13 protein-coding genes, 2 tRNA genes and 1 rRNA gene are annotated in these 14288 nt (G+C 57.8%); 7 read left to right on the plus strand and 9 right to left on the minus strand.

Features of this window, described 5'->3' with window-relative positions:
* Positions 1–12 precede the first annotated feature (12 nt).
* The 3 genes from ACYZUD_RS14035 to ACYZUD_RS14045 all read right to left on the minus strand — a co-directional run bounded on the left by ACYZUD_RS14035 (position 13) and on the right by ACYZUD_RS14045 (position 1814).
* Positions 13–88, minus strand: a tRNA-Ala gene (locus ACYZUD_RS14035).
* Between the two features lie 28 nt (positions 89–116).
* A tRNA-Ile gene (locus ACYZUD_RS14040) sits at positions 117–193 on the minus strand.
* Positions 194–275: 82 nt separating this feature from the next.
* Positions 276–1814 (minus strand): 16S ribosomal RNA (locus tag ACYZUD_RS14045).
* Between the two features lie 670 nt (positions 1815–2484).
* Between ACYZUD_RS14045 and rhtA the strand changes: the two genes are divergently transcribed.
* Together rhtA and ACYZUD_RS14055 are read left to right on the plus strand one after the other, a co-directional pair.
* Positions 2485–3372 (plus strand): threonine/homoserine exporter RhtA, encoded by an 888-nt coding sequence (gene rhtA, locus ACYZUD_RS14050; RefSeq protein WP_462024541.1) that lies wholly within the window; start codon positions 2485–2487, stop codon positions 3370–3372.
* A 171-nt stretch (positions 3373–3543) separates the two neighbouring features.
* Complete coding sequence (locus tag ACYZUD_RS14055; RefSeq protein ID WP_462024542.1) at positions 3544–3825, plus strand: hypothetical protein; 282 nt, start codon at positions 3544–3546, stop codon at positions 3823–3825.
* Positions 3826–3840: 15 nt separating this feature from the next.
* Here the strand turns inward: ACYZUD_RS14055 and ACYZUD_RS14060 are convergent, their stop codons facing one another.
* A complete protein-coding gene (locus tag ACYZUD_RS14060) occupies positions 3841–4401 on the minus strand; it encodes a TetR/AcrR family transcriptional regulator (protein ID WP_462024543.1) in 561 nt (186 codons plus the stop codon).
* 93 nt (positions 4402–4494) lie between these two features.
* On the opposite strand from ACYZUD_RS14060, the gene ACYZUD_RS14065 reads away from it, so the two are divergent.
* Together ACYZUD_RS14065 and ACYZUD_RS14070 are read left to right on the plus strand one after the other, a co-directional pair.
* Positions 4495–5223, plus strand: a complete 729-nt coding sequence (locus ACYZUD_RS14065; RefSeq protein WP_462024544.1) for an SDR family oxidoreductase — start codon at positions 4495–4497, stop codon at positions 5221–5223.
* A 35-nt stretch (positions 5224–5258) separates the two neighbouring features.
* Positions 5259–5849: a 2-hydroxychromene-2-carboxylate isomerase gene (locus tag ACYZUD_RS14070; protein ID WP_462024545.1), complete on the plus strand. Its 591-nt coding sequence runs from the start codon at positions 5259–5261 to the stop codon at positions 5847–5849.
* On the opposite strand, the gene ACYZUD_RS14075 is transcribed toward ACYZUD_RS14070, so the two are convergent.
* Positions 5846–6844, minus strand: coding sequence for a zinc-dependent alcohol dehydrogenase family protein (locus ACYZUD_RS14075; RefSeq protein WP_462024546.1), 999 nt, complete (start codon positions 6842–6844; stop codon positions 5846–5848). The two genes, ACYZUD_RS14070 and ACYZUD_RS14075, sit on opposite strands and share 4 nt — an antisense overlap.
* Positions 6845–6948: 104 nt before the next feature.
* Between ACYZUD_RS14075 and ACYZUD_RS14080 the strand changes: the two genes are divergently transcribed.
* Positions 6949–7869, plus strand: a complete 921-nt coding sequence (locus tag ACYZUD_RS14080; RefSeq protein WP_462025041.1) for a LysR family transcriptional regulator — start codon at positions 6949–6951, stop codon at positions 7867–7869.
* Here ACYZUD_RS14080 and ACYZUD_RS14085 read toward each other — a convergent pair.
* The 4 genes from ACYZUD_RS14085 to ACYZUD_RS14100 form a co-directional block, all read right to left on the minus strand.
* Positions 7862–9670, minus strand: a complete 1809-nt coding sequence (locus ACYZUD_RS14085; RefSeq protein WP_462024547.1) for a M24 family metallopeptidase — start codon at positions 9668–9670, stop codon at positions 7862–7864. The two genes, ACYZUD_RS14080 and ACYZUD_RS14085, sit on opposite strands and share 8 nt — an antisense overlap.
* 65 nt (positions 9671–9735) lie before the next feature.
* Positions 9736–10893 carry a cysteine desulfurase family protein gene (locus tag ACYZUD_RS14090; protein WP_462024548.1) on the minus strand — a complete coding sequence of 386 codons (1158 nt, stop codon included), beginning with the start codon at positions 10891–10893 and terminating at the stop codon, positions 9736–9738.
* A gap of 205 nt (positions 10894–11098) precedes the next feature.
* Complete coding sequence (locus ACYZUD_RS14095; RefSeq protein ID WP_462024549.1) at positions 11099–11713, minus strand: LysE family translocator; 615 nt, start codon at positions 11711–11713, stop codon at positions 11099–11101.
* A gap of 98 nt (positions 11714–11811) precedes the next feature.
* Positions 11812–12081, minus strand: a complete 270-nt coding sequence (locus ACYZUD_RS14100) for a hypothetical protein (protein WP_462024550.1) — start codon at positions 12079–12081, stop codon at positions 11812–11814.
* A gap of 413 nt (positions 12082–12494) precedes the next feature.
* On the opposite strand from ACYZUD_RS14100, the gene msuE reads away from it, so the two are divergent.
* Both msuE and ssuD read left to right on the plus strand, forming a co-directional pair.
* Entirely contained in the window at positions 12495–13058 is a 564-nt protein-coding gene (msuE, locus tag ACYZUD_RS14105) for an FMN reductase (RefSeq protein WP_084323526.1), read from the plus strand.
* Between the two features lie 10 nt (positions 13059–13068).
* Positions 13069–14214 carry an FMNH2-dependent alkanesulfonate monooxygenase gene (gene ssuD / locus ACYZUD_RS14110; RefSeq protein WP_462024551.1) on the plus strand — a complete coding sequence of 382 codons (1146 nt, stop codon included), beginning with the start codon at positions 13069–13071 and terminating at the stop codon, positions 14212–14214.
* The last annotated feature ends 74 nt before the right edge of the window (positions 14215–14288 follow it).

Here is a 14288-nt window from a genome sequence, read left to right on the forward strand (position 1 = left end):
CAGAAGCAGTAGTGGTGGAGCCAAACGGGATCGAACCGTTGACCTCCTGCGTGCAAGGCAGGCGCTCTCCCAGCTGAGCTATGGCCCCGTATTGCTACAGGATCCCACACAAAAATTGGTGGGTCTGGGCAGATTCGAACTGCCGACCTCACCCTTATCAGGGGTGCGCTCTAACCAACTGAGCTACAGACCCAATTTCGGGCTGCTTCTTATCGTCTTCTTCAATGAATCAAGCAATTCGTGTGGGAACTTATGGAGCAGCTGATGTCGTCGATTAAGGAGGTGATCCAGCCGCAGGTTCCCCTACGGCTACCTTGTTACGACTTCACCCCAGTCATGAATCACACCGTGGTAACCGTCCTCCCGAAGGTTAGACTAGCTACTTCTGGTGCAACCCACTCCCATGGTGTGACGGGCGGTGTGTACAAGGCCCGGGAACGTATTCACCGCGACATTCTGATTCGCGATTACTAGCGATTCCGACTTCACGCAGTCGAGTTGCAGACTGCGATCCGGACTACGATCGGTTTTGTGGGATTAGCTCCACCTCGCGGTTTGGCAACCCTCTGTACCGACCATTGTAGCACGTGTGTAGCCCAGGCCGTAAGGGCCATGATGACTTGACGTCATCCCCACCTTCCTCCGGTTTGTCACCGGCAGTCTCCTTAGAGTGCCCACCATTACGTGCTGGTAACTAAGGACAAGGGTTGCGCTCGTTACGGGACTTAACCCAACATCTCACGACACGAGCTGACGACAGCCATGCAGCACCTGTCTCAATGTTCCCGAAGGCACCAATCCATCTCTGGAAAGTTCATTGGATGTCAAGGCCTGGTAAGGTTCTTCGCGTTGCTTCGAATTAAACCACATGCTCCACCGCTTGTGCGGGCCCCCGTCAATTCATTTGAGTTTTAACCTTGCGGCCGTACTCCCCAGGCGGTCAACTTAATGCGTTAGCTGCGCCACTAAGAGCTCAAGGCTCCCAACGGCTAGTTGACATCGTTTACGGCGTGGACTACCAGGGTATCTAATCCTGTTTGCTCCCCACGCTTTCGCACCTCAGTGTCAGTATCAGTCCAGGTGGTCGCCTTCGCCACTGGTGTTCCTTCCTATATCTACGCATTTCACCGCTACACAGGAAATTCCACCACCCTCTACCATACTCTAGCTCGACAGTTTTGAATGCAGTTCCCAGGTTGAGCCCGGGGATTTCACATCCAACTTAACGAACCACCTACGCGCGCTTTACGCCCAGTAATTCCGATTAACGCTTGCACCCTCTGTATTACCGCGGCTGCTGGCACAGAGTTAGCCGGTGCTTATTCTGTCGGTAACGTCAAAACAATTACGTATTAGGTAACTGCCCTTCCTCCCAACTTAAAGTGCTTTACAATCCGAAGACCTTCTTCACACACGCGGCATGGCTGGATCAGGCTTTCGCCCATTGTCCAATATTCCCCACTGCTGCCTCCCGTAGGAGTCTGGACCGTGTCTCAGTTCCAGTGTGACTGATCATCCTCTCAGACCAGTTACGGATCGTCGCCTTGGTGAGCCATTACCTCACCAACTAGCTAATCCGACCTAGGCTCATCTGATAGCGCAAGGCCCGAAGGTCCCCTGCTTTCTCCCGTAGGACGTATGCGGTATTAGCGTCCGTTTCCGAGCGTTATCCCCCACTACCAGGCAGATTCCTAGGCATTACTCACCCGTCCGCCGCTCGCCACCAGGTACAAGTACCCGTGCTGCCGCTCGACTTGCATGTGTTAGGCCTGCCGCCAGCGTTCAATCTGAGCCATGATCAAACTCTTCAGTTCAAACATCTTTGGGTTTTTAAGAAACCCTAAACTTGGCTCAGCAATCGTTGGTTACATCTTTGATTTCTCGCGGAGTAACTTGTGATGCTGATAATCTTGTTGACTATCAGTCTGACTCCACAAGCACCCACACGAATTGCTTGATTCAGTTGTTAAAGAGCGGGTGGTTAAGATCTTTCGTCTCAACCGAGGCGCGCATTCTACAGCGTCCTCTGTATCTGTCAAGCGGTTATTTTCATAAGTTTTCAAAGTTTCCTCTGCAACTTCAACCACTTGCGCTTCCGATCTCTCGTTAGCGGGAGGCGAATTCTACAGCGTTACTCGCTGCTGTCAACACCTCTTTTTCACCGCTTTCGACCGAGAAGATCGAATCGTCAATAAGACGAAAACACACGGCCTTACCAACTCCTTCCAGGCCTCGATGAACTGAAGCAAGCCACTGCCGAAAGCTGCGTAACTCTTTGTTTACCAAGGAGTTTTCCGTTTCGACTGCGCCGGAAGTGGGGCGAATTATAGACTTCCAGAATCTGCCGTCAACCCCTAATTTGGCTTTTCTATCAAGACGCTCAAAATCACTGCTTATATATAGACGCCACCGTCATGAATGCGCAGTATATTGCCCAATACAAAGAACAACACTCTCGCTTCCTACTTTGGACGATGCCTAGCAATGAATGATCATCCCCGCAGCCTTGCCTCGACCCTTTTTTCGGTCGGCCTGCTATTGATAGCCATGGCATCGATCCAGTCCGGTGCCTCTCTGGCCAAAAGCATGTTCCCCATTGTCGGCGCTCAAGGGACCACTACCCTGCGACTGATCTTCGCCAGCGTGATCATGCTGCTACTCCTGCGACCGTGGCGGGCGAAGCTCACCGCAAAATCCCTGCGCACCGTCATCGTCTACGGTATGGCCCTGGGCGGCATGAACTTCCTCTTCTATATGTCTTTGCGCACTGTCCCTCTGGGTATCGCGGTAGCGCTGGAGTTCACCGGACCATTGGCGGTAGCCATCTATGCCTCTCGTCGCGCGATCGACTTTTTATGGATCGCCCTGGCCGCCGCCGGCTTGTTGCTATTAATACCAACAGGGGCAACGACAGCCGGAATCGACCTGGTAGGTGCCGGCTACGCCTTGGGAGCGGGTGTCTGCTGGGCGTTGTACATTCTGTTTGGCCAGAAGGCCGGCGCCGACAATGGCGTGCAGACCGCAGCATTAGGGGTGATGATTGCCGCACTGTTCGTCGCCCCCATCGGCATCGTCCATGCCGGTGCCGCACTGCTGACTCCATCGCTGATCCCCGTGGCCATCGGCGTCGCCCTATTGTCCACCGCCCTGCCCTACACACTGGAGATGGTCGCCCTCACACGGATGCCTACCCGGACCTTCGGCACATTGATGAGCATTGAACCCGCGATCGGCGCACTGTCCGGATTGTTGTTCCTCCAGGAATACCTCTCACTGTCACAGTGGATGGCTATCATGTGCATCATTCTGGCTTCCATTGGCGCAACCATGACCATGGGGAGTGCCGCCAAGCCTGCGGTCGCAGCGGATTGATACCGGATTTGACGAGGGTCTGGTATTTGCCGCTCAATTAGGCCATGTTTAGGCCCGCAACCCAGTGTCAGACATGGATTTTTCAGGATAGGGATATCAGAACGCTTCGAGCAAAAAGCGAAAACAGCCAGACCCGGGCACAAAGATCCGGGGACGCTATTAAGGACAGCAATGAAACGAATTTTGATACTGATCGCCGTACTTGCAGTTGCGGGCTGCGCGGCGACATCGGAAACGCATACCAAACGCGGCAAAAAAGGACTGCATATCAACTGTTCGGGGCTGTCGTCATCCTGGGACAAGTGCTACACCAGCGCAGCCAACTCGTGTACACCCAAGGGATACAAAGTCATCGCCAAATCGGGAGATGGTGTGGAGGAACCGGGCGATTATCCGTTTGGTCTCAACCCCGCCGGCTATACCAGCCGCAGCATGATCGTCATCTGCAAATAGGTTGATGCCGCCTTGTCAGGTTCGTGGACCCGCGATCTGGCGGCCAATCTCATCGTAACTGGACTTCAGAACTGCACGCTGAATGTCTGGAGTCGCCAGCATTCGCGCCACAACCAGCGCACCGATGCATTGCGACAGAATCGCCCAGGCCAGGCTGTCGCTTTCCAGAACCCGCGCCCAACTCTCCTGAAGCCGACAGATCCAGTGTTCCGCCTGCTGACGAACCACCACGTCTGAGCGGGCAATCTCGGCTCCCAATGCCGGCAAAGCACAACCGGACTCAGGGTGCTCGACATGGGCCATGCTCAGATAGTGCTTCAGGCAGCGTTCGAATCTGTCGCGGTCCTGGTCAGCGCCCAATCGCTCCAGGCTTTGGCATAGCTCACGCTCGACAATTGAGGCGAACAGTTCATCCTTTGATGAAAAGTGGCTGTAGAAAGCCCCGCCGCTCAAGCCGATCGCCTTCATCAAGCCGTCGACACCCACCGTGGAAAAACCGGACTTCTTGGCCGATATCGCACTGCTTTCCAGTAGTTTCTCTTTGGTTTCCTGCTTGTGATTGGCCGAGTAACGCATTGCCTTGCCCTCAGAATTTGATCGCCTTGACGCCTGCCAAATCGTAGCATAACGTTCGTTCAGTTAACGATCGTTTAGCAAAGGGATCTACCCATGAATAATAAGAAGGTCGTACTGGTTGTAGGTGCAGGGGATGCCACGGGCGGCGCCATTGCCAAACGTTTTGCACGGGAAGGATTTGTCGTCTGCGTCACCCGTCGTAGCGCAGACAAACTGCAGCCCTTGGTGGATGCCATCAAGGCCGATGGTGGTGAAGCACACGGTTTTGCCTGCGATGCGCGCAAGGAAGAGGATGTGATTGCGCTGATCGAGCAGATCGAAAGCCAGATCGGCCCAATTGAAGCGTTCGTCTTCAATATCGGCGCCAATGTGCCTTGCAGCATTCTCGAAGAAACGGCCCGCAAGTATTTCAAGATCTGGGAAATGGCCTGCTTCTCAGGGTTTCTCAACGCCCGTGAAGTGGCCAAGCGCATGGCCAGGCGCCAACGCGGCACGATCCTGTTCACCGGTGCTACCGCCGGCATGCGCGGTGCAGCGGGGTTTGCGGCATTTTCCGGAGCCAAGCACGGAATTCGTGCCCTGGCGCAAAGCATGGCTCGTGAACTGGGGCCGATGAATATTCACGTTGCCCACGTCGTCGTCGACGGTGCGATCGATACCGATTTTATCCGCGACAGCTTTCCCGAGAAGTACGCGACCAAGGACCAGGATGGCATCCTCAACCCCGAGCACATCGCCGAGAATTATTGGTACCTGCACAGCCAGCCCCGGGACGCATGGACCTTCGAGCTGGACCTGCGCCCCTGGAACGAACGCTGGTAAGCCCTCCCCACAACAATAATTAGAGTGCATCGACCATGAGCAAAACCGTGGAGTTCTTTTTCGACCTCGGCAGCCCCGCCACCTACCTTGCCTACACACAACTGCCGAAGATCTGCGAGCAGACGGACAGCCAGTTGATCTACGTACCAATGCTGCTGGGCGGTGTGTTCAAAGCCACTGGCAATGCCTCCCCGGCGACCATCCCGGCCAAGGGCAGCTACATGTTTCAGGACCTGGACCGCTACGCCAAACGTTACGGTGTGCCATTGAAGTACAACCCGCATTTTCCGATCAACACCCTGATGCTCATGCGTGCCGTCACTGGCATGCAATTGCGCCACCCCGAACGCTTTCAGGCGTTCATCGACTGCCTGTTTCACGCCCTCTGGATTGATGGCCGCAGCCTCGATGACCTGGCGACCGTCGCATCAGTGCTGACACAGAACGGTTTCGATCCAGATGAGGTGCTGGCCCTGACGGCTGATGAGCAAGTCAAGGCAGTGCTCAAGGACAACACCGAGAAAGCGGTGCAACGCGGCGTCTTCGGTGCACCCAGCATGTTTGTTGGCAATCAGCTGTTCTTCGGCCAGGATCGACTGGACTTCGTCCTTGAAGCCTTGAGCTAAATCTCAATCACCAACCGCCGCTGGGCAGCTCCCGAAACGAGCAGCTCATGGGCTCCCTCAGCGGTTTGCAATGTGAACTGCCGAGGATCAACCAACGGCTTGAGCTTACCCGTTTCAATCAACAGTGCCGCCTCCCGAAGAATCTCCCCGTGATGCTCACGTCCCTTGCCCGTCAGTAGCGGCAACAAGGTGAACACGCCTGAGTAGGTTGCCCCGCGAAACGAAAGCGGCGCCAAACTGTGCTGCCCCCATCCAAGACAGCTCACCACGTGCCCTTCGTAAACGCGCGCAGCCTTGAACGATGCATCAAGGGTTTCACCGCCCACCGTGTCATAGACGATATCGAAGCCCTCCCCGCCCGTATGCTCCGCCACATAGTCTTCAACAGACGTCTTGCGATAATCGATGAACGTCGCGCCGAAACCCTCGATGTTTGCCTGCTGTTTCTCGGAGCCTGTGGCAAATACCTCGGCACCAAAGGCACGGGCTATTTGTACGGCAACGTGGCCAACACCACCCGCGCCCCCATGAACCAGCACTTTCTGACCCGCTCGCACCCGAGCCCGGTCCACCAAGCCCTCCCACGCCGTAATCAGTACCAACGGCAATCCCGCCGCCTCGCGCAGACTCAGATTGCCCGGCTTGCGCGCCAGCAACCGTGCATCGACTGCGGCGAATTCAGCCAGTGAGCCCTGCACACCGCCGATTCCGGTGGCCATGGCATAAACCTCATCGCCCGGCAGCCATCCATTGACGCCCTCCCCCAAGGCCTCAACGGTTCCCGCGAGATCAATGCCCAATATCGCCGGTAAAGGCTGACGCGCATGGGCAGCCTGACCCGCGCGGATTTTCCCGTCCAGCGGGTTCACCCCGCTGGCCTTGATCCTCACCAACACCTGACCCGCTGCAGGCACCGGTCGTTGAATGGAAGCCAAGCGTAGCGGCGCGTTAGCCGAGTCGACAATCAGGGCACGCATTTCAAGTGAGTCAGTCATTTCGCCTATTCCCGTCAGAGGTAGCTGAGGGACAAATCCTCTGCCAACTCACTCATGCCGATAAGAGGCTAAATAGCTATAGTGATCATGCCGATTTGGCATCAATGAGAATCCCTGTGGACAAACTCAATGCAATGGCAATCTTCGTCCGTGTCGTCGAGCGCGGCAGTTTTTCTGCCGTTGCCCGAGAGATGCAGACCAGCCAGCCAACCATCAGCAAAGTGCTGCGCGCGCTGGAAAGCGAATTGGGCGGAAAGCTGATTGCCCGCAGCACCCGTCAACTGTCCCTGACCGACGAAGGTCAGCGGTACTACAACGAATGTCTCCAGATCCTGGCCGCCGTGGACGCGGCCGAGCACAGTTTTCAATCAGGACGCGAAACTGTTGCCGGCAACTTGAGAATCGGATCCTCCGTAAGCTTCGGACGGTTGCAGATTGCCGCTCGCCTTCCCGCGTTCCTGAAGCGCTATCCCCAAATCAACATAGACCTGCAGTTGAGCGATCAGAACCAGGACCTGGTCAGTGAAGGACTGGACGTCACGTTCAGGATCGGCGAGCTGAATGACAGCGGTTTGATCGCCCGTCACATCGGCACCACGCACCGGGTGACCGTCGCAACGCCCGACTACTTAAGAGAACACGGCCAGCCGCAAACACCAGAGGAATTGAACGGGCACAATTGCCTGCAGTTCAACCTGCTGAACAGTCAGAATCTATGGATTTACGAGAAAGATGCCCGGCACCACGAAGTGCGAATCAAGGGCAATGCGCAAAGCAACAACTCCGAGGCGATCCGCGAGATGGTGCTGGGGGGACTGGGGATTGCGCTGTCGCCGGTGTGGCTGTTCAGCGAGGATTTGAAGGCCGGGCGAGTGAAAGCGATTTTGCTGGACTACACCGCGCAGTCACTACCGATTCATGCCGTGTCCCCGGCGAATCGTCGCCAATCCGCCAGGGTCAAGGCCTTTGTCGACTATATGAGTCAGGCGCTGGAAACAGCGCCTGAACTCCAACCGATCAAATAGCCGCAGTACGGGTGTTCAGCCACTCAAGGGCTGCACCGTCGAGCAACGGGCTCAAGCGCTCGCGCACCTCGGCGTGGTAAGCGTTGAACCACTGCTTCTCCTCCAGCGTCAGCAACGACGGCTCCAGGCATCGAGTGTCGATCGGGCACAGGGTCAGGGTTTCGAACTTCAGGAATTCACCGAATTCGCTTTTGCCCGCTTCGCGGTTCAACACCAGGTTCTCGATCCGCACACCCCAGCGGCCCGGACGGTAAGTGCCCGGCTCGATGGAAGTGATCATGCCGGGTTGCATCGCGGTTTGCGGTGCCGCTGCAGCCTGATACGCGATGACCTGCGGACCTTCGTGGACATTGAGGAAGTAACCGACGCCATGACCGGTGCCGTGACCATAATCAACGCTTTCGGCCCAGATCGGCGCACGGGCAATGGAATCGAGCAACGGCGACAGAATGCCTTTCGGGAATTGTGCACGGGACAAGGCAATCACGCCTTTGAGCACCCGCGTGCAATCGCGCTTCTGCTCATCCGTCGGCGTACCGACCGGCACCATCCGCGTGATGTCGGTGGTACCGCCCAGGTATTGGCCACCGGAGTCGATCAGTAACAGGCCGTCGCCCTCGATCACCGCGTGCTCTTCTTCGGTGGCGTGGTAATGCGGCATGGCGCCATTGGCGTTGAACGCGGCAATGGTGTTGAAACTGAGCGACACATAACCCGGCCGACGGGTACGGGCGGCGGTCAGGTGTTCGTCGATGGTCAGTTCGGTGATGCGCTCACGACCCAACGCGGTATCCAGCCAGGTGAAGAATTCGCACAGCGCCGCGCCATCCTGCTCCATGGCCTGACGAATATGCTCGGCATCGGCCAGGCTTTTCTGCGATTTGGCCAGGGTGGTCGGGTTCAGGCCTTCGACCAGTTTCACGCCACTGTCCAGGTTATCCAGCAAACCCGCCGTGACCCGCGCCGGGTCGACTTGCAGGCTCGCGCCACTTGGCACCGCACGCAATGCGGCGGCCACTTCGGTGTAATCGCGCAGGGTCACGCCGTCTTGTTCGAGGATCGAGCGCAGCTCGGCGCTGACTTTGCTCAGGGCCACGAACAGAGTGGCTTGCTCCTGGCTGATCAAGGCAAAGGACACGAACACCGGGTTGAACGACACATCGCCGCCACGCAGGTTGAACAGCCAGGCGATGTCATCGAGGGTGGCGATGAAGTGCCAGTCGGCACCGCGCTCTTTCAATACTTCACGCAGCTTCGCGAGTTTTTCACCACGGCTGACTGTCGCCTGAGGCGGCAAGTGTTGATAGATCGGCTCATTCGGCAGGCTCGGACGATCGCTCCAGACTTCGCTCAACAGGTCGATGTCGGTGCGCAGACGTGCGCCGCGTTCTTCAAGCTTGCCACCCAACGTACGCGCCGAGGCCACGGCCATCACCGCCCCGTCCACCGCGACGACGCCGCCTTCAGGGGTTTGCTCGGCCAGCCAGTCCAGCGGGCCGGGCTGACCCGGTTGCAGCTTGACCAATTCGATGCCGCTGCCCTTGAGTTCCTTGGTCGCTTGTTCCCAATAACGACTGTCGGCCCAAACGCCGGCAAAGTCCTGTGTCACGATCAATGTGCCGACCGAGCCATGGAAGCCCGACAGCCATTGCCGTCCTTGCCAATAGCCCGGCAGGTATTCCGACAGGTGCGGGTCGGCCGACGGCACCAGCAGGGCATGAATGCCCTCCCGGCTCATCAGCTCGCGGGTTTGCGCCAGGCGCTCGGGCACCGATCCATTGATCGAAGGCTGCGTACTCATCGTGTCTCCTGCTAACCACTTCATCATTATTGTGTAGTACCGATCCAGGTCGGCGCTTTATGGCTCTACTGCCAGAATGCCGGAGCACTGGCGCAGGCCGCTTTAATCAGTTGTACCGCTTGATCGATATCCTGCTCGGTGGTGAATCGCCCCAGGCTCAAGCGAATGGTGCGACTCGCCGAGCGGACGTCATGCCCCAGGGCCAGCAACACGTGGGACGGAGCATGGCTGGCGGAGTTGCAGGCCGAGGTCGCGGAAAACGCGATCGAAGTGCTCAACGCCGCGGAATTGAACTCGCCTTCGTTGAAGGTCAGGCTCAGGGTATGGGGAATGCGTTGGGTCGCGCTGCCATTAAGGCGCACGCCGGGAATGCTCAGCAGCGGCTCGAGCAAGCGCTCCCGCAGTCGCGCGATCGTGGTTTTTTCTTCATCGAACAATTGCGCCGCCAACGCGAAGGCCACGCCCATTGCCGCAATCTGGTGGGTCGCCAGGGTGCCGGAACGCAAACCACCTTCGTGACCGCCGCCGTGGATCTGCGCCTGCAAACGCTGTTGCGCGCGGGGGCCGACATACAGCGCGCCGATGCCTTTGGGGCCGTAGATTTTGTGGGCGGAAAATGACATCAGGTCCACTGGCAATCGAGCCAGATCGATCGCCACTTTCCCCGCGCCCTGGGCCGCGTCGACATGGAACAACGCATCACGAGCACGCACCACCTCGCCGATGGCCGCGATGTCATTGACGGTGCCCAGCTCATTGTTGACCAGCATCAGCGACACCAGAAAGGTGTCCTCGCGCATCGCCTCGCTGACCGCTTGCGGGGTGATCAAGCCTTGCTCATCCGGCACCAGATAAGTTACCGCAACACCGGCGTCCTGCAATTGTTTCGCGGTGTCGAGAATCGCCTTGTGTTCGATCTGGCTGGTGATGACATGGCCGCCTGAAACCCCACGGGCCTGGGCCACGCCCTTGAGGGCAAGGTTGTTCGATTCGGTGGCGCCGGAGGTCCAGACGATCTGTTCCGCCTGGCCACCGACCAGCTCGGCCACCTGACGCCGGGCCTGCTCGACCGATTGCCGGGCCTGCTGGCCAAACGCATGGGAGCTGGACGCCGGGTTGCCGAAGTTACCGCTGAAACCCAGACACTCGACCATGACCTTGATGACCCGCTCATCCACCGGCGTGGTGGCGGCGTAGTCGAAATACAACGGACGTTTATTCATAAAAGACTCGCAGAGCGTGTTCCGGGATCAGGAGGCTCGTGACTGCAAACGTCAAAGCGCAGCCTTGTGAGCTACGCAGATATTTCAGCACGTTAGAAATACCTGATCGGAGGCCGTTAAAGAAGAACAACTTCATTTAAAAGTGCGTAGGAACGCTCCTGAAGTCGAGCTTAACAGGCATCGGGCAACCGGTTGAAGCAATGCGTCAGCTAAAGCTTTCCAGCAACAACGGATACAGCGAAACCACCAGCAGCGCGGCCATACCCCAGTTGAACAGACGCAACCAGCGGCGGTCCTTCAGCACATTGCGCAACAGCGTGCCGCAGGCGGCCCAGACACCGACGCTCGGCAGGTTGATCAGGGCGAACACCGCGGCAATCACGACCACGTTGGTGAAATAGCCCTGCATCGGTGTGTAGGTGCTGATGGCACCAATGGCCATGATCCAGGCCTTGGGATTGACCCATTGAAACGCGGCCGCCCCCAGGTAACTGATCGGCCGGGCCTCACTCTGCCCATCATCGGAAACGGGCCCGGAATGGGCAATTTTCCATGCCAGGTACAGCAAATACGCCGCGCCGACGTAACGCAGAACCGTATAGAGCACTGGATAGGTTTGAAACACTGCACCCAGGCCAAAACCCACCGCCACGACGAGCACGAAGAAGCCGCAGGTGATGCCAAGCATGTGGGGGATGGTGCGGTTAAAGCCGAAGTTCACACCCGATGCCAGCAACATCGTGTTGTTCGGGCCAGGCGTGATCGAGGTGACGAGGGCAAACAGGGCGAAGCCCAGCAGCAGATCGAGCGAGAGCGTCATGGGTGGCAGTCCATCAAGGTCAGTCAGGTATTGACCCTATCGCACACCCCGAGGGAAACCCACGGACAGTTACGCAAAACTTCGAGCAGTACAGTCGCTCAGCTTGGGCGGCCGTGCAGTTGTACGGCACGTTCGGCGTTCATTTCGCCTTGTTTGTCGAAACTGAACGATTTCTGCGGTTCGCCCAGCAGCGCGGCTTTTTTCGCCTGGTATTCATCGAAGGACAAGCCGCGACGATTCAAGGACTCCAGCGCCAGTTGCTTGCTTTCTTCAGCGGTGTAGGGCCGCAGTTCCGGGGAGACATGGCTGGCACATCCGGCGAGAACGGAGGCTGCAAGCAGCAAGAAAGTGGCAAGTAGAGGTTTCATTGTCTGGCGTCCTGACATCTGGGTTCGGGGCAATGAACACAGGCTACTCGCGCCTCCGGGCGAGCAGAAATCAACGCTCTCGATAGTGGCTATCAACTTTGCCTAACGTCACTTTGGCGAGCGCCTCATATCTCCAAACGATCTATAAATATTAATTTAATGTCTTTTACGGAATAACAACGAAGCTCTATAACAACTCCATCGCTTTTCACGCACTGTTGCTCAGGCAACTGTTTGTCAGGCAACAGTTATTCAACAAACAGCCCTTCAAATCGAACAGCGCTGACCGCCCCATGCGCTACAAGTCCCGTAAAACGGGGCCCCGAGGGATTGGTACAGCTCTTGCTGAGTATGGGAAAAGCGCAGTGATTGCTCACTGCTCCCACAGCAACTGTTTAAAAAAGGAACTGATCATGTCGCGTCCATTGAAAGTCGTTGCCCTCTCCGGCGGTACCTGGCGTCCGTCCCGCACGTTAGTGCTGACCCAGGCGCTGTTGGCCGAACTGGCCGGGCAATTGCCGATCGAGAGCAAGCTGATCGAACTGGGCGACATCGCCCGACCACTGGGCGCTGCACTGTCGCGCCAGGAACTGAGCGCAGACATCGAAGCCGAGCTGCAAGCCATCGAGAACGCCGACCTGCTGATCGTCGCCGCACCGGTCTATCGCGGTTCCTATCCGGGTCTGCTCAAGCACTTGTTCGACCTGATCGACCTGAATGCGCTGATCGACACCCCGGTACTGCTCGCCGCCACCGGTGGCAGCGAACGGCATGCGCTGGTGCTCGATCATCAGCTGCGGCCACTGTTCAGTTTCTTCCAGGCCCTGACGCTGCCGATCGGCGTCTACGCCACCGAAGCCGATTTCGCCAATTACCAAATAACCAGTGAGCCCTTGAAGGCCCGCATTCGTCTTGCCGCAGAACGCGCCGCGCCGTTATTCGGCGTGCACCCCAAAAATCTGCTAAAAATCGCTTAAGGATTTCTTCATGGATGTTTTCTGGTTTCTGCCGACCCATGGCGATGGCCATTACCTGGGTACCACGCTGGGTGCTCGCCCGGTGACGCTCAACTACCTCAAACAAGTAGCCCAGGCCGCTGACAGCCTCGGCTACCACGGCGTGCTGATTCCCACCGGGCGTTCCTGCGAGGACTCATGGGTAATCGCCTCGGCGCTGGTGCCACTGACCGAACGCTTGCGTTATCTGGTGGCGATCCGGCCGGGGATCATCTCGCCGACAGTTTCGGCGCGCATGGCGGCCACCCTGGATCGACTGTCCAACGGCCGCTTGCTGATCAACGTGGTGACCGGCGGCGACCCGGACGAAAACCGTGGCGACGGCATCTTCCTCGATCACAGCGAACGCTACGAAGTCACCGACGAATTCCTGAAAATCTGGCGCCGGGTACTGCAAGGCGAATCGGTGGATTTCGAAGGCAAGCACCTGCAGGTGCAGAACGCCAAGGCGCTCTATCCGCCGGTGCAGAAACCGTATCCGCCGTTGTACTTCGGTGGTTCTTCCGAAGCGGCCCATGAGCTGGCTGCCGAGCAGGTCGATGTCTACCTGACCTGGGGTGAACCGCCGGCCGCTGTGGCGGAAAAACTCGCCGATGTGCGTGAGCGTGCAGCACGTAACGGGCGCACGGTGAAGTTCGGGATTCGCTTGCACGTGATTGTTCGCGAGACGGCCGAAGAGGCCTGGAAAGCCGCCGACAAACTCATCGAGCACATCAGCGACGAGACCATCGCCGCCGCGCAAAAGTCGTTCTCGCGCTTCGATTCCGAAGGTCAACGGCGCATGGCGGCGTTGCATGACGGGCGGCGTGACAACCTGGAAATCTCCCCCAACCTCTGGGCCGGTGTCGGTCTGGTGCGTGGCGGTGCCGGGACTGCGCTGGTGGGCGATCCGCAGCAAGTGGCGGCGCGGATCAAGGAATACGCGGACCTGGGGATCGAGAGTTTCATCTTCTCCGGCTACCCGCACCTCGAAGAGGCTTATCGTTTTGCCGAGCTGGTGTTCCCGCTGCTGCCTGAGCCGTACGCAAGCCTTGCGGGGCGGGGCGTCACCAACCTTACTGGGCCGTTTGGCGAAATGATCGCCAATGATGTTCTCCCGGCTCACGCCAAAGCCTGATCCTGACCTCGGTCCTGTAGGAGCTGCCGCAGGCTGCGATCTTTTGACTTCAAAGATCAACATCAAAAGATCGC

The organism is Pseudomonas sp. XS1P51, assembly GCF_054897845.1.

What these genes read in the sequence shown, in the direction of transcription:
- rhtA (WP_462024541.1), top strand. Translation starts at nt 2,485, where the DNA reads ATGAATGATCATCCCCGCAGCCTTGCCTCGACCCTTTTTTCGGTCGGC.
- ACYZUD_RS14070 (WP_462024545.1), top strand. Translation starts at nt 5,259, where the DNA reads ATGAGCAAAACCGTGGAGTTCTTTTTCGACCTCGGCAGCCCCGCCACC.
- msuE (WP_084323526.1), top strand. Translation starts at nt 12,495, where the DNA reads ATGTCGCGTCCATTGAAAGTCGTTGCCCTCTCCGGCGGTACCTGGCGT.
- ACYZUD_RS14065 (WP_462024544.1), top strand. Translation starts at nt 4,495, where the DNA reads ATGAATAATAAGAAGGTCGTACTGGTTGTAGGTGCAGGGGATGCCACG.
- ACYZUD_RS14090 (WP_462024548.1), bottom strand. Translation starts at nt 10,893, where the DNA reads ATGAATAAACGTCCGTTGTATTTCGACTACGCCGCCACCACGCCGGTG.
- ACYZUD_RS14080 (WP_462025041.1), top strand. Translation starts at nt 6,949, where the DNA reads ATGAGAATCCCTGTGGACAAACTCAATGCAATGGCAATCTTCGTCCGT.
- ACYZUD_RS14095 (WP_462024549.1), bottom strand. Translation starts at nt 11,713, where the DNA reads ATGACGCTCTCGCTCGATCTGCTGCTGGGCTTCGCCCTGTTTGCCCTC.
- ACYZUD_RS14085 (WP_462024547.1), bottom strand. Translation starts at nt 9,670, where the DNA reads ATGAGTACGCAGCCTTCGATCAATGGATCGGTGCCCGAGCGCCTGGCG.
- ACYZUD_RS14075 (WP_462024546.1), bottom strand. Translation starts at nt 6,844, where the DNA reads ATGACTGACTCACTTGAAATGCGTGCCCTGATTGTCGACTCGGCTAAC.
- ACYZUD_RS14060 (WP_462024543.1), bottom strand. Translation starts at nt 4,401, where the DNA reads ATGCGTTACTCGGCCAATCACAAGCAGGAAACCAAAGAGAAACTACTG.
- ACYZUD_RS14100 (WP_462024550.1), bottom strand. Translation starts at nt 12,081, where the DNA reads ATGAAACCTCTACTTGCCACTTTCTTGCTGCTTGCAGCCTCCGTTCTC.
- ssuD (WP_462024551.1), top strand. Translation starts at nt 13,069, where the DNA reads ATGGATGTTTTCTGGTTTCTGCCGACCCATGGCGATGGCCATTACCTG.
- ACYZUD_RS14055 (WP_462024542.1), top strand. Translation starts at nt 3,544, where the DNA reads ATGAAACGAATTTTGATACTGATCGCCGTACTTGCAGTTGCGGGCTGC.